16 protein-coding genes and 1 pseudogene are annotated in these 21,485 nt (G+C 65.7%); 5 read left to right on the top strand and 12 right to left on the bottom strand.

Going from position 1 to position 21,485, the window contains the following annotated elements:
* The 8 genes from pcaC to F8G81_RS22905 form a co-directional block, all read right to left on the bottom strand.
* Positions 1 to 534, bottom strand: a complete 534-nt coding sequence (pcaC, locus tag F8G81_RS22870) for a 4-carboxymuconolactone decarboxylase (RefSeq protein ID WP_267276900.1) — start codon at positions 532 to 534, stop codon at positions 1 to 3.
* Positions 531 to 1,349 carry an alpha/beta fold hydrolase gene (locus tag F8G81_RS22875; protein WP_267276901.1) on the bottom strand — a complete coding sequence of 273 codons (819 nt, stop codon included), beginning with the start codon at positions 1,347 to 1,349 and terminating at the stop codon, positions 531 to 533. The genes pcaC and F8G81_RS22875 overlap by 4 nt, the downstream gene beginning before the upstream one ends.
* The gene (locus tag F8G81_RS22880) at positions 1,342 to 2,850 is read right to left on the bottom strand and encodes a lyase family protein (protein ID WP_267279337.1); all 1,509 of its coding nucleotides are present in this window, start codon (positions 2,848 to 2,850) and stop codon (positions 1,342 to 1,344) included. Before F8G81_RS22880 ends, F8G81_RS22875 begins: the two co-directional genes overlap by 8 nt.
* Before the next feature lie 56 nt (positions 2,851 to 2,906).
* The gene (pcaG, locus tag F8G81_RS22885) at positions 2,907 to 3,470 is read right to left on the bottom strand and encodes a protocatechuate 3,4-dioxygenase subunit alpha (protein ID WP_416377079.1); all 564 of its coding nucleotides are present in this window, start codon (positions 3,468 to 3,470) and stop codon (positions 2,907 to 2,909) included.
* A 1-nt stretch (position 3,471) separates the two neighbouring features.
* Complete coding sequence (gene pcaH / locus F8G81_RS22890) at positions 3,472 to 4,341, bottom strand: protocatechuate 3,4-dioxygenase subunit beta (RefSeq protein WP_267276903.1); 870 nt, start codon at positions 4,339 to 4,341, stop codon at positions 3,472 to 3,474.
* Between the two features lie 38 nt (positions 4,342 to 4,379).
* Entirely contained in the window at positions 4,380 to 6,302 is a 1,923-nt protein-coding gene (locus F8G81_RS22895; protein WP_267276904.1) for a bifunctional sugar phosphate isomerase/epimerase/4-hydroxyphenylpyruvate dioxygenase family protein, read from the bottom strand.
* A complete protein-coding gene (locus F8G81_RS22900; RefSeq protein WP_267276905.1) occupies positions 6,302 to 7,183 on the bottom strand; it encodes a shikimate dehydrogenase in 882 nt (293 codons plus the stop codon). Before F8G81_RS22900 ends, F8G81_RS22895 begins: the two co-directional genes overlap by 1 nt.
* 177 nt (positions 7,184 to 7,360) lie before the next feature.
* A complete protein-coding gene (locus F8G81_RS22905; RefSeq protein ID WP_267279338.1) occupies positions 7,361 to 8,101 on the bottom strand; it encodes an IclR family transcriptional regulator in 741 nt (246 codons plus the stop codon).
* A gap of 394 nt (positions 8,102 to 8,495) precedes the next feature.
* On the opposite strand from F8G81_RS22905, the gene F8G81_RS22910 reads away from it, so the two are divergent.
* On the top strand, positions 8,496 to 9,815 hold the full coding sequence (locus F8G81_RS22910; RefSeq protein WP_267276906.1) for an MFS transporter: 1,320 nt from the start codon (positions 8,496 to 8,498) through the stop codon (positions 9,813 to 9,815).
* 272 nt (positions 9,816 to 10,087) lie between these two features.
* Positions 10,088 to 11,564, top strand: a pseudogene (locus F8G81_RS22915) (DUF222 domain-containing protein).
* A 20-nt stretch (positions 11,565 to 11,584) separates the two neighbouring features.
* Here the strand turns inward: F8G81_RS22915 and F8G81_RS22920 are convergent.
* Positions 11,585 to 12,673 carry an ATP-dependent DNA ligase gene (locus F8G81_RS22920; RefSeq protein ID WP_267276907.1) on the bottom strand — a complete coding sequence of 363 codons (1,089 nt, stop codon included), beginning with the start codon at positions 12,671 to 12,673 and terminating at the stop codon, positions 11,585 to 11,587.
* A 98-nt stretch (positions 12,674 to 12,771) separates the two neighbouring features.
* Between F8G81_RS22920 and F8G81_RS22925 the strand changes: the two genes are divergently transcribed.
* Positions 12,772 to 13,800 carry a TIGR03885 family FMN-dependent LLM class oxidoreductase gene (locus F8G81_RS22925; RefSeq protein WP_267276908.1) on the top strand — a complete coding sequence of 343 codons (1,029 nt, stop codon included), beginning with the start codon at positions 12,772 to 12,774 and terminating at the stop codon, positions 13,798 to 13,800.
* Positions 13,797 to 15,491: an alpha-amylase family protein gene (locus tag F8G81_RS22930; RefSeq protein ID WP_267276909.1), complete on the top strand. Its 1,695-nt coding sequence runs from the start codon at positions 13,797 to 13,799 to the stop codon at positions 15,489 to 15,491. The genes F8G81_RS22925 and F8G81_RS22930 overlap by 4 nt, the downstream gene beginning before the upstream one ends.
* Positions 15,492 to 15,534: 43 nt before the next feature.
* Here F8G81_RS22930 and F8G81_RS22935 read toward each other — a convergent pair whose 3' ends face one another.
* Both F8G81_RS22935 and F8G81_RS22940 read right to left on the bottom strand, forming a co-directional pair.
* Entirely contained in the window at positions 15,535 to 17,265 is a 1,731-nt protein-coding gene (locus tag F8G81_RS22935; RefSeq protein WP_267276910.1) for a glycoside hydrolase family 13 protein, read from the bottom strand.
* Positions 17,266 to 17,382: 117 nt separating this feature from the next.
* Positions 17,383 to 17,766 (bottom strand): hypothetical protein, encoded by a 384-nt coding sequence (locus F8G81_RS22940; protein WP_267276911.1) that lies wholly within the window; start codon positions 17,764 to 17,766, stop codon positions 17,383 to 17,385.
* Between the two features lie 182 nt (positions 17,767 to 17,948).
* On the opposite strand from F8G81_RS22940, the gene F8G81_RS22945 reads away from it, so the two are divergent.
* Complete coding sequence (locus F8G81_RS22945; RefSeq protein WP_267276912.1) at positions 17,949 to 19,634, top strand: helix-turn-helix transcriptional regulator; 1,686 nt, start codon at positions 17,949 to 17,951, stop codon at positions 19,632 to 19,634.
* Between the two features lies 1 nt (position 19,635).
* On the opposite strand, the gene F8G81_RS22950 is transcribed toward F8G81_RS22945, so the two are convergent.
* The gene (locus F8G81_RS22950; RefSeq protein WP_267276913.1) at positions 19,636 to 21,453 is read right to left on the bottom strand and encodes a glycoside hydrolase family 35 protein; all 1,818 of its coding nucleotides are present in this window, start codon (positions 21,451 to 21,453) and stop codon (positions 19,636 to 19,638) included.
* Between the last annotated feature and the right edge of the window lie 32 nt (positions 21,454 to 21,485).

Consider the following 21,485-nt stretch of genomic DNA (forward strand, 5'->3'; position numbering starts at 1 on the left):
CTAGTTGGGTGGGGTGGGGGTGGTGGGTTGGTCGGACTCTTTTGCGTCCATTTCGGTGCTGTCCATTGCGGTGCTGTCCATTTCATGGAAGACCTGCTGGGCTGTCTTGAACGCCGTGTTGGCAGAAGGGACCCCGCAGTAGATCGCGGTCTGGAGCAGGATTTCCTTGATCTCATCCCGGCTCAGGCCGTTGGTGATGGCTGCGCAGATATGCATGGCCAGCTCGTCCCAGTGCCCGTGCGCCACCATGGCGGTGATAGTCACCGCGGAGCGCATCTGCCTGGTGAGGCCCGGCCGGGTCCAGATGCCACCCCACGCGATCCGCGTGATCATGTCCTGGAAGTCTTCGGTGAACTCGTCTTTTGTCGCGTTGGCCCGGTCCACATGCGCGGAACCTAAGACTTCGCGCCGGACTACCATGCCGGCGTCGTAAATCTCCTGGCTGGTTGCACCGGGTTGTACGGCCCCGTTTCGCTCGGGGACACCCTTTTCCGTGCCGTTCACTTCCACGCCGTTCATTTCCGTGCCGCTCATTTTGCTGCTCCGCGGGCTTCGGCCCAGGCCATGAGGCCGCGCAGCAGTTCCGCAACATGGGCGGGCGCCTCGGCGGGGGCCAGGTGCGCCACACCCTCCAGGGTCACCGCGCTTGCCGTTCCGCCGCCGGCGGTGATGCCATCGGCGATCTCCTGAACCAACGACGGCGGGGCCACACCGTCCAGGGCACCGGCGACGGCCTGCGTGGGGACGGAAATACTGCCCAGTTCTGCCCGGACGTCGTACTCTGCCAAGGCCTCACAGCAGAAGGCGTAACTGAAACGGTCGGCATCCCGGAGGGCGTGCAGGAGCCTGCTGCTGCGCTCCGGTTCGCGATCCATAAAGCCCGGCGCAAACCAGCGTTCCGCGGATCCCTGGATCATGACGGGCGTGCCCTGCTTCCGCACGGTCTCGGCGCGTTCCAGCCACCCGTCGGGTGTGCCCAGCTTGGCACCGGTACACAGGACGGACAGGCTCTTAAGCCGCTCGCCGTGTTTGATGCCGAGCTGCAGCCCGGTGGCTCCGCCGAGGGAAACACCGGCGTAGTGGAAGGCTTCACCCGGGGCGATCGAGTCAACGAGCTCCACCACGGCATCGGCAAGGCCCGCGATGTCGAACCCTTCCGTAACTGCCGGTGACACCCCATGGCCGGGCAGGTCCCAGGCCACCACGTCGAAGTCTTTACCCAGGATCGACGCGGCCTCATTCCAGAGGACGGTGGAGGTGCCGAGGGAAGGCCCCAGCACCAGGAGGGGGTGGCCGCCGAGGGGGCGCTGAGGTGAAAGCAGGACTGCTTTCAGAGTCGGTTTAGCCATGGTTGGCTCCGTTCGCGTCGATGTGAGCGGATGACGTGGTCTTCAGAAAGGAGTTGTCCCGGCCAGCAAAGTCCGGGAAGGCGGCGAGGATTCGGCCGGAGATCGTGCTGGCCTGCCCCAGGTAGTTCGCAGGATCCAGGAGCTCCGCCAGCTTGTCATCCGGGAGCAGGTTAGCCGGGACGGCTTCACGAAGGAGCCGTCGGTAGGTGGCACCCTGTTCCGCAGCGGGCACCTCAAGCGTGCGGTCCACCAGGGTCTGCAGTTGCTGCTTGCCGGAACGGCCGCCCTCCTGCCCGTCCGCGTCCTTGAGCAGCGGTGCCACGGCGGCGGCCACTCCTTCGGCCAGCACCAAGGGGCCGGCGAGGTCAAGGTTGCGGCGCATGGCGTCGGGGTAGGTGCGGAGGCCTTCGACCAGCTCGCCGATTTGCCCGGCCGCGCCAAGGGAAAGGGCCAACAGCTGGCGGAGTGCGGGCCATTCGCTGTGCCATGCGCCGTCAGGGCGTTCGTCGTTGAAGTTGGCCGCGGCCACGTGCAGTTGAGCGGCGAGACCGGGAGCCTGGAGTGCGGCGCTGCGGACCAGGACCGAGAGGACCGGGTTCTGCTTGTGCGGCATCGCCGAAGAAACCCCGCGACCGGCCGCCACAGGCTCGGCGAGCTCGGCAACCTCCGGACGGCTCAGGAACAGGACGTCCGCGGCGATCTTGCCGCACGCGTCCAGTACTGAGGCCAGTGCGTTGCCCAGTGACGTGACGGCCAGCCGGTTGGTGTGCCAGGGCGCGGGTGCTGCCGCCAGACCCAGCTGGGTGGCCAGGCGATCCGCCAGCGTGAAGGGGGTGGAAACCGTACCGGAGGTGAGGGCTGTGCCAGCGGCGAGCGTTCCCGCCGCTCCCCCGAACTGCACAGGCAGCTCCAGGCTCTCCAGGTGCCGGCCCGCGGCGGCCACACCGTGGAACCACTGGGCTGCCCGCAGCCCAAAGGTAAAAGGAAGGGAGTGCTGCGTCAGGCTCCTGCCCACGCACAGCGTTTCCGCATGCTGTTCCGCCAGGGCGGCGAGCGCCGCCGCCGTGCGTTTCAGGTCGCCGAGCACCGCCTGCACGGTGTGCCGGGCCACCAGCATGAGGGCGGTGTCCAGCACGTCCTGGCTGGTCAGTGACGTATGCACTGCCGTTGTGGCGCCGATACCGGCGCTGTCCAGCGCCTGAACATTCTTCCGGAGGTCTGCCAGCAGCGGGATCACCGGGTTGCCGCCGCCCTGGGCACGGCGGGCGATGTCCGCCACGTCGTACCGTCGAGCGTCCGCAGCGGAAACCACGACGGCGGCGGAACCGGCCGGCGCCAGGCCCGCCTTTTCCAGCACGGCGGCCCAGCCGGCTTCGACGGCGAGGATGGCGCCCAGCACCGCCCTGTCCCCGGTCAGCGCCGCCACCAGTGGCGATGCCGAAACAGGACTCAGCAGGCCGACGTCGCCGTCAGCGGTGCTGAAGTGGCCAGCTCCGGTCACCGGAGTATTAACCACTGGAGAATTGGCCACTGGAACGTGAGTCGCCGGGAGGTCTGTCACTGGAAGTCCAGGAACACTGTTTCGCCCTCACCCTGCAGGCGGACGTCCCAGGTGAGCCCGCCGTCGGGGTCCCGGCGGGCGATGAGGGTCTTGCGGCGGTGCGGCTCAAGGGAGCTGAGCAGCGGGTCGGCGGCCAGGGCTTCCTCGTTTTCCGGAAGGTAGATGCGCGTGAAAAGACGGTTCATCAGGCCGCGGGCGAAAACTGCCACCGCGATGAACGGTGCGGCGCCCGCCTCGGTGGGACCGGGGTTGACGGTGGTGAAGGTGTACACGCCGGAGTAGCCCACGGCAGCGCGGCCCCAGCCGGTGAAGGTGTAGCCGTCGCGGACCAGCGAGCCGGTGCGCTGCACGATTTTGCCGTCGGCGTCGGGTTGCCAGATCTCCAGGATGGCGTCCGGGACAGTCTCCCCGGCGCCGTCGTACACCGTGCCTTGGAGCCGGATGGAACCAGGGGAGCCCGGGGCAAGGAGTTCGTTGTCCTTCTCGTAGGGCAGGGCGTAGCCGTAGAAGGGCCCGACGGTCTGGCCGGGGGTGGCCACAAGCTTGGGAGTCGTGTTCACGTTATTCCTCATCTCCGGCCGCGCCGAACGCCTCGTTTTCAGTCCAGGTCCGTTTGGATCCTGTCAGGACGATGTCCCAGTTGTAGCCCAGCGCCCATTCGGGCTCGGTGAGGCTGTGGTCGTAGCTGGCCACCAGGCGGTCCCGGGCGTCCTGGTCCACAATCGACTGATAGATGGGGTCCAGCGGGAACAGCTGGTCGCCCGGGAAGTACATCTGGGTGACAATGCGCTGGGTGAACTCTGTGCCGAACATCGAGAAGTGGATGTGGGCCGGGCGCCACGCGTTGAGGTGGTTCTTCCAGGGATAGGCACCGGGCTTGATGGTGATGAACCGGTAGGAACCATCCGGACCCGTGATGCAGCGGCCAATGCCGGTGAAGTTGGGGTCCAGGGGCGCGGGGTGCTGGTCCCGCTTGTGGATATAGCGGCCGGATGCGTTGGCCTGCCAGATTTCCACGAGCTGGCCCGCCACGGGGCGGCCGTCGCCGTCCAGCACTTTCCCCTGCACAATGATCCGCTCGCCCTGGGGTTCGCCATTGTGCTGGATGGTCAGGTCCGATTCGAGCTGGTGTACGTCCTGGTGCCCGAAGGCCGGCGAGTACAGCTCGATGGTCTCCGGGTCCGCGTGGTGCAGGCTTTTGGTGGGATGGCGCAGGATACTGCTGCGGTACGGCGGGTAGTCCAGCCGTGGCTGCGTTTCGGCCGGGGTGCCCTCTTTCAGCTTCCGCGCGTATGCGTCGCTGATGGCGTTGATCTCCGCACTGAGGTCGGCCTGGGTTTCGATGGCGCGGTCCAGGGGCAGGTGCGCGGCATGGGGTTCTGCGTGCGGTACGAGCTCGTCGGTCCCAAGCTGGTTGGCTTCTTGCGGCACGGCTGGCTCCTTTCGGGTGGGTGGTTCTTGCGGAGGGTTCAAAAGCGTTGGAGTGAGTCGTACTGGACGGCGTGCCGCACCGGAGCGTTGGGCGCCCCGTAGCCGCCGTAGTTGCCCCGGCGTTCCACCATTTCGAAGAACACACTGCCTACGGTGGCGGTGTAGAAATGGAGGAATTCCCCGTCGGCGTCCCGGTCATACAGGAGGTTGAGTTCCTGAAGAGTGGCCAGGAATGTCGGTTCAAGGCCGAACCGGGCGTCCAGGTCCTCGTAATAGTTGGCCGGAATCTGCAGGAACTCAAGGCCCCGGTCCCGGGCGGACCGCGCCGCTGCCACGAGGTCGTCCACGGCGAAGGCGATGTGTTCCTGGTACGTTTTTCGGATCCCGCTCTGGGTTTGCTGCACGGGTGCGAGATTCAGCACGAGCCGCACGGCGCCGTCGGAAGTCTGCATGACCTGCGAGCGGACCAGCCCGCTGGGGCTCGGAACTTCGGCGAAGGGCTGCGGTTCCAGGGCCAGTGCGCTGGTGTAGAAGAGAACGGCTTCGTCGAAGTGCTGCCACGGCTGGGCAAGGTTCACGTGGTCAATGACGGCATGAGCGGTGGCGCCGTCCGGCAGGGAAGGGTGTTCCAGGCCGCCTCCAGACTCGGGCGCCTGGCCAAATTCGTTCGCCTGGCCAAATTCAGCAGTCCAGGCTGCTGTGCCGTCCGGGCTGCCCTGGCAGAGGAAGATCTCGGTGGAGTCCGGCGCGGAGATGCCCTGGAAGACTTCCTCGTCGGCCTGCACCTTCCGGGCCACCACCGGCGCCTTGAGTTGCTGTGCCCGGGCGGAGGCAATCAGGGGCGAATCGACGTCGAACCCCAACGCGGCGATAGCCGGTTCCGAGTGCGCCGCCGCCTGCTCGTTAATGATCACGCGGGCCTGGCCCATGGTCCAGAGCTGGACGTCCTTGGTGCGGTGCCGTCCGTTGAATTCGAAGCCGAGCTGCCCCAGGAGCTTCTCCAGCTGGACGGTGTCCTCGGCCTTGACCTCGGCGAAGTTGAATCCGGCCGGTTCGCTCACCTTGGGCAGCGTGGCCAGTTCCATGGGATAACGACGGCGGGAGCCAGGAGCACTGCCCGCCGCGCCTTCGGCGGAGGTGCCGGCAAGCCACGTGGCGCTCTGCTCCTCCAGCCAGATCAGCGAGCGCATGGCGTCCACGGCTGTGCGGTCAACGCTGGACTGGCGGAAGACGTCGTTAAAGACTTCCAGGGAAACCGGGCCCGCGTACCCGGCACGGACCACGTGGCCCATGAACTTGGCGAGCTCGAACTGGCCTTCACCGGGGAACACGCGGTAGTGCCGGCTCCAGGAAAGCACGTCCAGGGACAGCTTGGGGGCATCGGCCACCTGAACGAAGAAAATCTTCTCGGGGTTGAAGGCCTCGATGGGAGCGGTGTCCCAGCTGCGGGACAGGATGTGGAAGGAGTCCAGGCACGTGCCCAGGTTGGGGTGGTCCACGGCCTCCACGAGCCGGTGGGCGTGCTCGTAGTCGTTGACGTACTTGCCCCAGGCGAGCGCTTCGTAGGCAACATTGACCCCGTACTCCCCGGCGAGTTCAGCCAGCCGGCCCAGCTGCTCTGCGCGGAGCTCGTCGCTGTCGATGCTGGCGGTGGCCACGTTGGAGCAGACCAGGATAGTGTCCATACCCAGCCTGGACATGAGCCTGAATTTGGCTTCGGCGCGGCGGAGGTTGGCGGCCAGCAGCTCGTCAGGAACGCTGTCGAAGTCCCGGAACGGCTGATAGAGGTCCAGCGTGAGACCAAGGTCCGCTGCCATCTTGTGGATGTCCTCGGGCGGAAGGGAAGACGTGACGAGGTCCTGCTCAAAGACTTCGATCCCGTCGAAGCCGGCGATGGCGCAGGCCTGCATCTTTTCCTTCAGGGTGCCGGAGAGGCAGACGGTGGCAATTCCGGTGCGCATCAGGCGGCCACCTCTTCGGCGGCAACAAGCTCCAGGAAGTGCGAACGCATCCGCCCGGCGTCAGGTTCCAGGCCGGTGAAGATCCGGAAGGCGTCAGCTGCCTGCCCCACGGCCATGCGCCCGCCGTCCAGGACCTCGCAGCCCTTGGCCCGGGCAGCCAGCACCAGCTCCGTGTCGATGGGACGGTAGACGATGTCCGCCACCCAGTGCCGGGGTTCCAGCAGGTCAAGGTCCAGGGGCACTCCCGGGTGGGCTGCCATCCCCACGGGGGTGCAGTGCACCAGGCCGTCGGCCAGCAACATCAGCTGCGGCAGCTCCGCCGTCGTCCGTGCTGTCACGGTGCGGTCGGGGAAGAAGCCGGCCAGCTGGGCGGCGCGGGCCGCGCCCCGGGCAGGGTCCATGTCCACCAGGTCCAGCTGCCGCACTCCGGCGGTGAGCAGGGCATAGGCGACGGCGGAACCGGCGCCGCCTGCTCCGAGCTGGACCACGCGGTCCAGCCCGGCGCCGGGCAGGCCGGAGGCAAGGGCGGCGGCGAAGCCGGAGAAGTCCGTGTTGTGGCCAACGAACCGGCCGTCCTCAATCACCACGGTGTTGACGGCGCCCAGCCTGCGGGCATCCTGGGAAACCTCGTCCAGGTGCTGCAGGACCAGCTGCTTGCATGGGTGGGTGATGTTCAATCCGTTGAAACCCAGGCTGCGGGCGCTCTTCAGCAGGTCACCGACGGATTCTGCCGGCTCCTTGATTTCGAGGAGATCGATGGGCCGGTAAAGGTAGCGCAGGCCCTGCACGTCACCTTCGCGTTCGTGCATGTGGGGAGTGAGTGATGGCATCACGCCATCGCCGACCAGTCCCACAAGGTAGGACTCAGTTCGATTACTCATCCGGGCAGCTCCTTCGATACGGCACCGGGCGGGCAGCGTGGCTCAAGGCGGACGCTACGGACCAGGTAGGGATTACAGTACAGCACTTGTTCACTTCTCGCACGCTTGTTCTACATACGAACAAAGGCTTGTGGCGGCGGTCCGTCGTCGGGCATTCCGGCCTTGCCGAATTGCCGCTCATCTTTGGGGCAACCGGGCCGAGAGCTCAGCTGCCGCATCCTGTAACAGCTGCACGTGGGCGAGCAAGGCACCGAGCTCAAGGCGGAAAACCGGCACGGCGGTGGCCAGGGATGCGAAAGCATGGCCCTGTCCGTTCAGGAGGGGAACAGCCACAGCCCGCATGCCGATTTCATTCTCCTCATCCATGACCGCGTAGCCCTGGCGCCGGACCTGCTCGATTTCGGCACGGAAGGCTGCACGGTCGGTAATGGAATGCTCGGTGAGTGGCTCGAGTTCCAGCTCCTGCAGCAGCTTTTCGCGCTCGGAGTCTTCGGCAAAAGCCACCAGCGCCTTGCCCACAGCGGTGGTATGCAGGGCACCGAGGTGGCCAGGATCGCTGGTAACGCGGAACATCTGCGGGCCGTCCACCTTGTTGACGGTCAGGTGGTGGTGGCCGTCCCTGACACTGAGGATGGTGGCCTCGCCGGTCTGTTCCGTCACGCGGCGCAGGACAGGCAGGGCGGTGCCGGCGAAGCCATGGTGGTTGGACACCCGCTGGCCCAGCTGGAAGATCCGCAGGCCCAGGTGGTAGCGGCGGCCATCCGGTTCATAATCCACAAAACCGTCCCGGGTCAACGAACCCAGCAACCGGTACGTGGTGCTGAAGGGCAGCTCGGCACGGCGCGAGATCTCTGCGGCACTGGCCCCGCGGGGCTCATCCCCCAGGAGCACCAGCAGGCCCAGCGCTTTGCCCACCATGTCTGTCCGGTCTGGCCCCTTGGCTGCCGCTCCCTTGGCGTCAGTGGCTTGGGCGTCAGCGGACTGTGCATCAGCGGACTGTGCGCCGGCGGGTTGCGCGCCAGCGGGCTGGGCATTAGCGGAGGAGCCGTAGGCAGCTGTGGTTTGGTTCACACTCATAAGTCGATGCTCCCACATCGTGGCAACTATTTCTAGATGGTGATTATTTTCTTGACAGGTGACCACCCTCACAGCCATCATTGCTGTATCGCACAAGTAGCTCCCACCATGTGGCTACTAGTCCGGGTCCTTCAGTGGATCCAGCCACACCCCGCACTCGCGCCATCACCCAGGCAGCGGCGGCTGCGACCCTCCAGGTCCATCCCAGACAATGTCGTCACACAAAAGGAACTCCATGAGCCAGACACTTCCGTCCGCGGAGCCGGGCACCGTCGCCCCGGCCGGGACACCGAAGAAGGCCGCCGTCGCCAGCTTCCTGGGCAGCGCCGTCGAGTATTACGACTTCTTCATCTTCGGCTCGGCGGCCGCCCTGATTTTTCCCACGGTCTTCTTCCCCAGCGCCGATGCCAACGCAGCCATCATGTCCTTCGCCACCTTCGGGTTTGCCTACGTGGCGCGTCCCGTGGGCGCGGTGATCCTGGGGCACTTCGGTGACAGGGTGGGCCGGCAGAAAGTGCTGATGTTCACCCTGGTGCTGATGGGCGCCTCCACTTTCCTGATCGGCTGCCTGCCCGACTTCAACACCGTTGGCTGGTGGGCACCGGCGCTGCTGGTGCTGGCGCGGCTCTGCCAGGGCCTCTCGGCAGCCGGCGAGCAGGCAGGCGCCTCGTCCATGACCTTGGAACACGCGCCGGACAACCGCCGCTCGTTCTTTACCTCCTGGACCCTTACCGGCACCCAGGGCGGCCAGATCCTCGCCGCCCTCGTCTTTATCCCGGTCCTGGCCCTTCCTGATGAGATCAAGTACGGCATCGGCTGGCGCGTCCCGTTCTGGCTGAGCGCCGTGGTGGTTCTGGTGGCATTCTTCATCCGCCGCACCCTGCACGAACCGCCCGCCTTCGAAGAGGCCCAGAAGACCGCCCAAATCTCCAAGCTTCCTGTGGCCGATCTCCTCAAATCCCACTGGCGCGACGTGCTGCGCGTTGTCTGCTGCGCCTTCATCGCTGCCGTTTCCACCGTGTTCGGCACCCTCGCCATCAGCTACGCAAAAACCGTCGCCGGTGTTGACGGGACCACCACGCTCTGGCTGGTGGTGGGCGCCAACCTGGTGGCCCTGGGAACCCAGCCGGTGTTCGGAATGCTCGCCGACCGGATTGGCCGCAAGCCAATCTTCATCTACGGCGCCCTTTCCAGTGCCGTACTGACGCCCGTTTTCCTGCTCAGCCTGGAATCCGGCAGCGTTCCCCTGATGTTCCTCGCTGCCATCGGGTTCTTCTCCTGCGGCTATGCTGCTTCCAACGCTGTCTGGCCGTCTTTCTACGCCGAGATGTTCAGCACCAAAGTCCGCTTCTCGGGCCTGGCCATCGGCACCCAGCTTGGCTTCCTGATGGCAGGTTTTGCGCCGGCAATCGTGGCAGCAATGGGCGGGATCAAGCCCGGCGGCTGGGTCCAGATCAGCATCTTCACCGCAGTCATCTGCGTGGTGGCGGCCACCTCAGCCCTCACGGCCAGGGAAACCTTCAGGGTCCCCACGAAGCAGCTCGGCCTGAAGTAAGGCATCCGGCGTCGGCGCTTTTACGGCTGCTGCCCGCTTGGTATTCGAAAGCCCGGCGTGTCCCGATGACGCGCCGGGCTTTCGGCGCGTTAGGGGTTCGGGCCTGGAACGTCCGGCCCCGTCGCTGGCCAAGAGGGCGCAGGCGCCCAACGGCGGGGCGTGGCCAGTAGGGGGCACGAACGTTCGACGGCCATCGGCTGGCTGGGACGCCGCTGCGGGCGCCGCACTTGCCCAAATCCTAAAATGTCAGACCCTCGCAAGATGATAGAGACATGGAAAGTGGAGCAGTGGTGAAGGCGTTTGCGGCAATCGACGCCGCCATTGCCACGCTGACTGCGTTAGTAATGGATGCTGATCCCGCTGCTTCCTCGGGTGCCGATCCGCTCCGCCTGATGGCCGATGGATGCCTGGACATCCTTGACGGGGCGAGGCGGACAGAGGCGCAAATGGCGGCTCTAAAGGCCCACGCTGCTGCGACATTCGCTGATACCACCAAGGCGATCGCTGGGCCGGCGGAGTCGCCACAGGATGCCACAGCGCAGGAGATGGCTGTGACCGCCGAGATCGCCTGCGTGCTGACCGTTGGTTCCCGTGCCGCTGGTGCATTGTTGTCCCAAGCCGAGCAACTCATTACGGCGTTGCCGCTCACCCTCACAGCGTTGCAGCTCGGAACCATTTCCTGGCAGCACGCCAGGGCAATGGTCGATGAATCTGCCTGTCTTGATCCCGCCGGCGCCGCCTCGCTGGAAGCGCACTTCCTGGATCCGGACGCCCTAGACGCGGCCCGCGGCTGCCCCGTGGGCGAAATGCCCGCCTCCCGGTTCCGCGCCAAGGCGCGAACCTGGCGCTAACGCCACCACAAGGAGAGCATCGAGAAACGGCATGGCCTGGCTCTCCGCCTACCTTCCGGCAACCGAGGCCAGCGGAATCTGGAACCGGATCACAGCCATTTCCCGCAGCCTGCAGGGGCCAGCCGAAACCCGAACCCTCACCCAGATGCGGGCCGACGTGCTCGCATCCGCACTCCTCAGCAGCGGAAACCGCGGGAGCAGCGGGGACGGCGAGAGCAGCGGGAATGACCAAGAAATGGCCCCCGGACACGTCCCGACGCCCCGGGCGCAGGTGTTGGTCACTGTGCCGGTGTTTTCCCTGCTGGGGGTCACGGACGAGCCGGCCATGCTGGACGGATATGGCCCCATCCCCGCCTCGATGGCCAGGGACCTGGTCGCAAATGGTGCCGACTCCTTCTACCGTGTGCTGGTGGATCCGCGGGATGGAGCACCTCTGGAGATCGGCCGCACGAGTTACCGGCTCACCAAAGCGATGCGGAACTGGCGGCGGATGAGGGACGGCAAGTGTCCGTTCCCCGGCTGCAGCAACCACTCGCTGGACAATGAAGCAGACCACCTCCTCGCCTGGCATCACGGCGGAACCACCGGGATCAGCAACCTCGGCCAACCCTGTCCCAAACACCATCGACTCAGACACACCAGCGGCTGGAAACCCACACCGGCCACAAAGAATGAACCGCCGGGCTGGATCTCACCCTCCGGGCGCCACTACAAAAGTGAACACCAGGACTGGGAAGCACCACATTGGCCTCAAGAACTAAGGCCCCAGCTGCAATTACACACGCACCGGCCGCACGCAGCTCCGGGTAATGCTTCCTGTCACTCCCCGGACTTCCACCACACCGATCTGTCCCTGGGAGAGAACGGCTTGGAGCGGTTCCTGCACGCCCGTGCCTGAGTGGAATATGGCCAGTACTCTTATGGCCGGCCGGTCTCCAAGACGGACTCCAGATCGAAGTTGACCGGCTCTTCAAGCTGCTCGTAAGTGCATGACTCGGGATTCCGGTCCGGGCGCCAACGGTTGAACTGCGCGGTGTGGCGGAACCGGTCGCCCTCCATATGGTCGTACCTGACCTCCACCACCAGCTCGGGGCGGAGCGGCACAAAGGACAGATCCTTGCCTGCGCTCCAGCGGCTGCCCTCGGCGTTCCGCGGCGTGCGTTCGCCTTCCGCCTGCTTGGCCCACGCCCAGGGGTGCCCGTCGAAATCGGTCACCAGCGGCTGAAGCTCCTTGAACAGTTCCTGGCGGCGCTTCATCGGAAAGGCGCCAATAACGCCCACACTGGCCAGGGCGCCGTCGTCCTTGTACAGGCCCAGCAGGAGTGAACCGATCGCGTCCTCCCCATTCTTGTGGACCCGGTAGCCAGCCACCACACAGTCCGCCGTGCGTTCATGCTTGACCTTGAACATCACGCGCTTGTCCGGCTGGTACCGGCCGTCCAGAGGCTTGGCCACGATCCCGTCCAGGCCTGCGCCCTCAAACTGCCGGAACCACTGTTCCGCCAGGTCTTTGTCCTGCGTGGCGGCGGTGAGATGGACAGGAGCCCGGCTGGCCGCGAGCGCCTTCTCCAAAGCAGTGCGCCGCTCAGCGAAGGGCCGGTCCATGTAATCGTCGTCGCCGAGGGCCAGCAGGTCGAACGCCACGAACTTGGCCGGGGTCTGTGCCGCCAGGAGCTTGACGCGGCTGGCCGCCGGGTGGATGCGCTGCTGGAGGGCGTCAAAATCCAGCCGGTCCCCGGAAGCGCCCACGAGCACGATCTCGCCGTCCAGCACACACCGCGGCGGAAGGTTCTCCTTCAAAGCTTCAACCAGCTCGGGGAAGTACCGGGTCATGGGTTTCTCATTCCGGCTGCCGATCTCCACGTCGTCCCCGTCGCGGAAAATAATGGACCGGAAACCGTCCCATTTGGGCTCGTAACTCAGGGCACGCCCCGCCGGGATACCACCAATTCCGCTGACGGATTTGGCGAGCATGGGCGGGACAGGCGGCATCACGGGAAGTTGCATAGTGCCCATTCTTGCCCGCCGACCGCGCCGGCGGTAGGCCTAAGGCACCTCAAACCGGGCCCTCGACACAGCACCCTGCCGGACGGTAGACCTTAACGATGGTCACCGTCGGCTTTCACGCCTCACATGAACAGATCAGTCCCGCCCAGCTGCTCAGGGACGTCCAGCACGCAGAGCAGGCCGGTTTTGACGCCGCCATGTGCTCGGACCACATCGAGCCCTGGTCAGCCAGGCAGGGACACTCCGGCTTTGCCTGGTCCTGGCTTGGAGCGGCACTGGCCACCACCAACCTGAGCTTCGGCGTGGTGACGGCACCGGGGCAGCGCTACCACCCGGCCATCATCGCGCACGCCTCAGCCACGCTTGCCAGCATGTTTCCCGGCAGGTTCTGGATGGCCCCCGGAAGTGGGGAGAACATGAACGAGCACGTCACCGGTGATGCCTGGCCGCCGAAGGAGACCCGTCAGCGCCGGCTCGAGGAATGCGTGGACGTGATCCGGCGCCTTCACCGCGGCGAGGAAGTGACGCACCATGGACTGGTGACCGTTGAACAGGCAAGAATCTGGGACGTTCCCGAGCCTCCGCCTCCGCTGATCGCGCCGGCGATCAGTGTGGACACCGCACGCCGCGCCGCCTCTTGGGCCGACGGCCTGGTGACAGTCAACCAGCCGCCCGCGAAGCTGAAGGACATGCTGGCCGCGTACCGGGACAACGGCGGCCGCGGAAAGGCAGTCCTGCAGGTGCATTTGTCCTGGGCGCCCACTGAAAGAGAAGCAACGGCGGTAGCGCTTGACCAGTGGCGGAGCAATACTTTCGCTCCGCCCATCCCCTGGGACCTCCCCACGGCCGGGCATTTCGACGGCGTCAGCGCCCACGTGGGCGAGGACCAGGTGCGGAAAGCCGTCAACGTCTCGGCCAGCTTGGACCGTCACGCGGAGTGGCTTGCCGGGTACGGAGAACTCGGCTTCGAGGAGCTCTACCTGCATTTCGTGGGCCAGGAGCAGGGATCTTTCATTGACGCTTTCGCGGCCGATGTCCTGCCCCGACTCCGTGGGACTGTCTCAAGGGGGATTCCGGGCAGAGTGACGCCGGCAAACGAGACCATGGCAAAGGCGGCCACACCATGAGGATCGCGGAAACTTCAGATCTCTGGTGGAAGAACTCGGTCATCTACTGCCTGGACGTGGAGACCTTTTTTGACGACGACGGCGACGGCACCGGCGACTTCGCGGGCCTGACCCAGCGGGTGGACTACCTCGCAGCGCTGGGCGTCACGTGCATCTGGTTGATGCCGTTCTACCCGTCCCCGGACCGGGACGACGGCTATGACGTCACTGACTTCTTCACCGTGGATCCCCGGCTGGGCACCATGGGGGATCTCGTGGAGTTCATCCGCGCGGCCAAGGACCGGGGCATGCGGGTCATCGCCGACTTTGTGGTCAACCACACCTCCATCCAGCATCCCTGGTTCAAGGAAGCCCGGAAATCCACGGACAACCCCTACCGGGACTATTACGTCTGGCGGAAGGACACTCCGCCGGACACCTCGTCCGAAGTGGTGTTTCCCGGCGAGCAAACGTCGCTGTGGACCAAGGACGAGGCCACCGGGGAGTGGTACCTCCACATGTTCGCGGAGCACCAGCCGGATCTCAACGTCACGCACCCGGCTGTCCGGAACGAGATCGCCAAGGCCATGGGCCTGTGGCTGGAGCTGGGGCTGGACGGCTTCCGGCTGGATGCCGTCCCGTTCTTCCTGGAAACCCGCGGCCAGCCCAAGGACGAGGCCGCCAACCTCGATCCGCATGACTACCTGACGGCGCTGCGCAGCTTCGTGAGCCGCCGGAACGGCAGCGCGGTGCTGCTAGGCGAAGTCAACCTGCCCTACAAGGAGCAGCTGGAATACTTCGGCGGCCCTGACGGCAATGAGCTGAACATGCAGTTCGACTTTATGTCCATGCAGCACCTCTACCTGTCCCTGGCCCGGCAGGATGCCCGGCCGTTGGCCGAGACCCTCAAAAGCAGGCCCGCCCTGCACCCGGACAACCAGTGGGCCATGTTCGTCCGCAACCATGACGAGCTGACGCTGGACAAGCTCAGCGACGCCGAACGGCAGGAGGTTTTCGCCGCCTTCGGGCCCGAGAAATCCATGCAGATCTACGGCCGCGGGCTGCGGCGCCGGCTGCCGCCAATGCTTGGTGGTGATGCGGACAGAATCCGGATGGTCTATTCGTTGCTGTTCTGCCTGCCCGGCACGCCGGTGCTCTTCTACGGCGAGGAGATCGGCATGGGCGAGGACCTGAAGCAGAAAAGCCGGGCCGCCGTCCGTACGCCCATGCAGTGGAACAACGGGAAGAACGGCGGCTTCTCCACTGCCAAGGCCTCAGACCTGGTGGTTCCGCTGGTGCGCGGCGAGTACGGGCCGGAGAACGTCAGCGCGGCGGCCGCCAAACGGGATCCTGATTCCCTTTGGAACTTTATGGCCATCCTGATGCAGCGCTACCGTGAGTCGCCGGAGCTGGGTTGGGGCCACTTCGCCATGATCGACCAGCCGGAGCCCGCGGTCTTCGCCCACACCTGCAGCTCGGACGGGGCCACCATGGTTCTGCTGCACAACCTCGGCGAGGACCCGGTGAAAGTCGCCGGCAGGGCAGGCCCGGAGGACGCCGGCCCGCGAGCGTACAAGGGTGCCGTCCTGCTGGACGTGCTCGACGGCGACAATGTGCCTTTGGAACCCGACGGCGCCTTCACAGTGGAGCTGGGCCGTTACGGTTACAAATGGTTCAGGGTGCACCATCAGGGCGACCGGCTGGCGCCGTGAGCGGCTGAGAGCACACCAGCGGCGACTCTTCCTGGCGCAGCAATTACCCTTCCCGGCGCAGCACTTTCACTTCCCACGGCCGAAGCTCAAATCCGGGGGAGGGCGGGTAGTTCCCCAAAACCTGGACGGCATTTGACCAGGCGGGGATCCCGACGTCGGCCGTCTGTGCTGTTCCGGAAAAATTGCCCAGCACCAGAAGCTCGGCGTCCGGCAGCGAGCGCCGGAAGGCGTAGACGTGCTGGTCCTCGGGCAGGAGCATGGTGAAATCCCCGTCAGCCACCACCGGGTCCGTGTGGCGCAGCGCAATGACCTGCCGGTAGAAGTTGTACACGGATTCCGGGTCGTCCACCTGGGCAGCGGCGTTGATGGTGTTGGCGTTGGGATTCACGGCGATCCAGGGGGAACCAGTGGTGAAGCCGCCATGCCTGCTGGCGTCCCACTGGACCGGGGTGCGTGCGTTGTCCCGGTTAAGCGGTGCCAGGGCGGCGAGGACTTCGGCATCCGTGTGGCCGAGGTGGGTGGTGGCTTCCCGGTGGTGGTTGAGGACCTCGATGTCGCGGTAATCGCTGATGGCGCCGAACGTCATGTTGGTCATGCCCAGCTCTTCGCCCTGATAGACATACGGGGTTCCGCGGTGGAGGTGGAGGACTGCGGCCAGCATCTTGGCTGACAGCTCACGGTACTGGCCGTCATCGCCGAACCGTGAGACGGCGCGGGCCTGGTCGTGGTTTCCCCAGTACAGGCTGTTCCAGCCGCGCTCCCCCAGCGCCTCCTGCCAGCGGCCAAGGGACTTCTTGAGGTCTGTCAGCTGGAGCTTCCTGGGCCGCCACTTGTTGCCGCCCTCCTGGTCCAGGGCCACGTGTTCGAACTGGAACACCATGTCCACCTCGCCGCGGACTGGATCTGTGAACAGCAGGGCGTCCTCCACCGTGACGCCAGGCATCTCCCCCACGGTCAGGAGGTCCTTGTCCCTGCCCTCGAAGACCTCCTGATGCATTTCCTGGAGGAACTCGTGGATCCTTGGCCCCGAAATGTAGTGCGGGCCGCCGTCGCCGTACAGCATGCCGTCCGCCCTGGGTCCGTCAGGCAAGGCAGGATCCTTGGAGATGAAGTTGATGACGTCCAGCCGGAAGCCCTCCACGCCCCGGTCCAGCCACCAGTTCATCATGTCGTAGATGGCCACCCGGACCTCGGGGTTTTCCCAGTTCAGGTCGGGCTGCTTCTTGGAGAAAAGGTGCAGGTAATACTCCCCGCTGGCCTGGTCATACTCCCACGCCGAGCCCGAGAAGGCGGAGCCCCAGTTGTTCGGTTCGGCGCCCGGAGCACCTGGTTCCATGCCTTCCCGCGCCGGCCGCCACCAGTACCAGTCCCGCTTGGGACTGTCCTTGCCGGAACGGGATTCCACAAACCAGGGGTGCTCGTCCGAGGTATGGTTCACCACCAGGTCCATCACCAGCTTCATGCCGCGGGCGTGCAGGCCGTTGAGCAGTTCATCGAGCGTGTCCAGATCGCCGAAGACCGGATCGATGTCCCGGTAGTCGCTGATGTCATACCCGTTGTCGTCCTGCGGCGAGCGGTACACCGGGGAGAGCCAGACGACGTCCACCCCCAGCCGGTGCAGGTAGTCCAGCCGGCCGATGATCCCGCGAAGGTCGCCCACGCCGTCGCCGTCCGAATCGGCGAAGCTCCGCGGGTAGATCTGGTAGACCACGGCATTCCTGAACCACTCCCGCCCCGTGCGGGCCATCTCGGGCTGGGTCTCCTGGCTGGTCATCTGTTCCTCCTGGGTGCGGCGGCGGATGCAGGATCAGTGAACGCCATTCCTTCCCCGCCCGCAAGGCCGTGGGGCAAGGAATTTTTCACGCTTCGGAACTAGGCGCCGAACCAAGCGTTACCAGCGGGTGAAGCCGGCAAACGGTTCGTGGCTCCGCGGTGCCACGCTGTCCCCCGCCAGTGTCTGGATTTTCTCGAGCACGCCGGCCTCGGCTGTGCCATAAATCTGCCAGCGGCTTTCGCGCTCAAGGTAATCCGCATACGCCACGTCGACATGCTGCGCGATCACCGACATGTGGCTGACCATGGACTCTGCATCGGGATGGATCTGGACAATGGTGACCTGGTTGGACTCCGGATCGGCATACGCCTGGAACGACAGCAACCTGGGCTCGTTCGGCTCCACGACGTTGTCGCAGAAGTCGCTGAAGTACTTCTGGAATGCCTCAAGCTTCCCGGGCTTAACCGTGTGTGTGCCGATAAAGATGAAAGGTGCGGACATGGTTTCCTCCTTGGGAACTGCACTCCGACTCTCGGAGTGGATACCTTCAGAATCGCCGAAGGCGGGACTGCGTCGAATCGGCAGATCAGGCCAGATCAGCTGACGGCTGATGGGCATTTCTACCGATCCCGGCCCTGTAGCGAGCGAACATTCAGGAGGATGATGGTGAGCGGGAGGACCCGATGGCGGACATAAGGGGTCGGCTGGAGCTGGCCCATCGGCTGCACAGCACGGAGCGCTGGGTCGAGGCATGCGATGAATTTCTTGCCGTCGACGAGGTGGAGCCGCTAGGCGCAAAGGACTTGGAGCTGCTCGCCGAATCAGCGCAGGTTATGGGCCGCGGCGAGCTCGCCGTCGCAGCGCTGCGGCGCGCGTACGGGGCACGCGTCGCCTCCGGCGACATTAGTCGCGCCATCGCCATCGCCTTCTGGCTGTGGCAGGCCCTTGTCATTAGCGGGGAGGTTTCGCGGGCAGCGGGCTGGGCGGCGCTCATGCGTGACCTTGTTAGGCAGAAGTCCGAAGGCCGCGATGCCGGGCCGGCGGAAACCTCTGAGACCGGGAACTCCGGCTGGCTGCTGGTCACCGACGCGCACGGACTGATCCGGTCCGGCCGTTACGACGAGGCGGTTGGTGTGCTGGAAACCGCGGCCCGTCTCGGCTCGCTTCAGGCGGAGGCGGACCTCAAGGCCTTCGCAACGACTTTGTGGGGGCGTGCCCTGGTCAAGGCCGGGCGCTTGGGCGAGGGCCTGACCCACCTCGACGAGGCCATGGTGGCGATCGTGGACCGTGACACCACCCCGCGGGCAACGAGCATGCTCTACTGCAGCGCCATCGCCACCTGCCTCGAGGCGCACGAGTGGAGCCGGGCCCGGGAATGGACACTGGCCCTTGGCGCCTGGCTCGACGAACTCCCTCACCAAAGTGGTGTGTACTTCGGTAACTGCAGGATCTACCGCTCCCTCCTGTGGCGCCTCCGCGGCGACTGGTCGCAGGCCCTGCAAGAACTCGATGAGGTCTGCGGTGAGCTGCGTGAGGGATTCGGTCAACGCATTGCAGGCCATGCCTGGTATGAACTCGGGGAGCTGCACCGATTGCTCGGCGAACCCGAGGCAGCGAACGACTACCGGCGCGCCCGGGAACGTGGCGCCGAGGACCAGCCCGGCCTCGCCCTGCTCCGGCTCTCCCAGGGTGAAACGGCCGCAGCGGTGGGAGGCATCCGCCGGGCGCTTGCCGAGGCCCCGGATCCCCTGGCGCGCCTTGGCCTCCTTCCGGCCTGCGTGCAGATCATGCTGGCGGCAGGCGATCTGGACGCGGCGGGGTCTGCTGCGGAGGAAATCGCGTCGATCGCCACGACGTACGATACGCCCGTGGTGCGGGCGGAACTTGCCCAGGCCCGCGGTGGGGTGGCACTGGCAGAGGGCGACGCCTCATCCGCGCTCACCTTGCTGCGCAGCGCCGCCGGCACCTGGCGGGAACTGGAGGCGCCCTACGCGCTGGCCTCCGTGGCTGTGCTGGTGGGCCAGGCGTGCCGGGACCTGGGCGACGATGAGGCTGCCGACGCCGAGCTCGAGTCCGCCCGCGATACGTTCGCACGCCTCGGTGCGCAGCCCGACGTGCGCAGGGTCCAGGAGCTGCAGCGCCTAGTCCGCAGGACGGTTCAGGCCGGCACGCACGCACTGACGAGCCGGGAGCTTGAGGTGCTCGCCCTGGTCGCGGCCGGGGCGTCCAACCATGAGATCGCGGGCCGGCTTTTCCTCAGCGACCGCACCGTCCACCGTCACGTCAGCCACATCTTCGACAAACTGGGGGTGCACTCGCGCACCGCGGCTGCCGCGGTGGCTATCCGGGAGCGGCTCATCGGCGCTTGAGCTATTTTTCGTCGGGGCCGAGGTCCGGGCCAGACACAAACCGGACTGTCCGGCTGGTGCTGCCGTGCAGTTCCAGGATGGCCAGCTCGTTGGTTCCCTGACGCAGCAGCGGGCCGGGGACGTACAGGGTTTTCTGTGGCCCGCGGCTCCAGTAGCGGCCCAGGTTGAAGCCGTTGATGAAGGCGTTGCCTTTGGTCCAGCCGTCCAGCCGGAGGTACCGGTCCCCGGGTCCGTCCGCTTCGAAGTCCGCGAAGGAGACTGAAGGCCCGGGCACGCCGCATTCCCCGGTACTTGCCCCATCCCCTGCCCCAGCGACGCAGCCTTCCCCATCGAGGAAGCCGTCGAGGAGTCCGGCTGCCGAACGGAGTCCGCCCAGGTTCCCGAAATCCAACGGCCGGATGTCCCACTCCAGGAGCTCCATGCCGTCGAGCTTCACAGGTGCCATCAGGCCCTTGAACTCCCCGATCCGGGGGCCGTAGTTGACCCGGCCCTGGTCTTCCACCAGAACTTCGAGGCGGCCGCCGGACGGCAGGGCAATGGCCCGTTCACCCAACTCGCGGCTGAGCACGCCTACGGGGCGGCCGTCGAGGAAGAACTGTGCACGGTCGCGGACCTCGTCCACGGTCAGGACGCCGCCGGCGGCAAGTTCGGTGCTGTACATGGTGAAGCCGCGGTAATGCCCGGCGTCTTCGGTAGTGGGTGCCGGCCCTGTCACTTGGACACGAGCGCCCAGGACGTCGAGGCAATCCAGGATGGAAACGGAGCTGGTGACGCTTATAGCGGCGTCAATACTTGTCGATGTTGCTTCCGGGCGGCTGGCCGGACGTTCCGCCGGCACCCGGAAGTACTTGGCGATGACGTCCCGGAAGGCGAAGTACTTTTCGGTCGGGAAGCCGTCCTCGGTCAGCGGTGCGTCGTAGTCGTAGGAGGTGATGGTGGGCTCGAAAATGCCCTTGTCATTGGCGCCATTGGTGAACCCGAAGTTGGTGCCGCCGTGGAACATGTAGATGTTAACCGACGCTCCCGCGGCCAGCAGGGCATCCAGCTCGGCTGCGGACGCGGCGGCGTTGGTGGTGTGGTGGTGGGTGCCCCAGTTGTCGAACCAGCCGTTCCAGAACTCCGCACACATCAGCGGTCCGTCAGGCTGATGCTCACGGAGGAACGCCAGCCGCTCCGTGGCCCGTGAACCGAAAGTGGCCGTCTTGTGGAGTCCAGGAAGGGAGCCGTCCTCGATCATGGTGCCGAACGGCTGATCACACGTGAAGAGCGGAATGTCCACGCCTTCCCGTTTCGACAGATCCACGAGGTGCTGCAGGTACGCTTTGTCCTTCCCGTAGGCACCGTATTCGTTTTCGATCTGCAGCATAATGACAGGTCCGCCGCGGGTGATCTGCCGCTCCACCACGACGGGCAATATCGACTGGAAGAAGCTGTCGACGGCGGCAAGGTAGCCCGGTTCGCTGGTCCGGATTCCTATGCTGGGATCGCTGAAAAGCCAGGCCGGGAGCCCGCCGTTGTCCCATTCCGCGCAGATGAAGGGGCCGGGCCGCACGATGGCCTGCATGCCTTCTGCCGCCACCAGGTCCAGGAACCTGCCCAGGTCCAGCTGTCCTTCCAAGGCAAAAACTCCCGGCACAGGGCAGTGTTCGTTCCAGGGAACATACGTCTCGATGGTGTTCAGGCCCATCAGCCTGGCCTTGTGGATCCGGTCTGCCCACAGGTCCTGGTGGACCCGGAAATAGTGGATGGCGCCGGACAGGACCCGGAACGGCTCGCCGTCGAGCAGGAAGTCCTGGCTGCCGATTTCAAAAGTCCGCATGGAAAGTAAGTCTCCTTTAGCGTCCGGCAGCA

Origin of the sequence: Arthrobacter sp. CDRTa11, from assembly GCF_026427775.1 — a bacterium.
Taxonomy (GTDB): Bacteria; Actinomycetota; Actinomycetes; order Actinomycetales; family Micrococcaceae; genus Arthrobacter.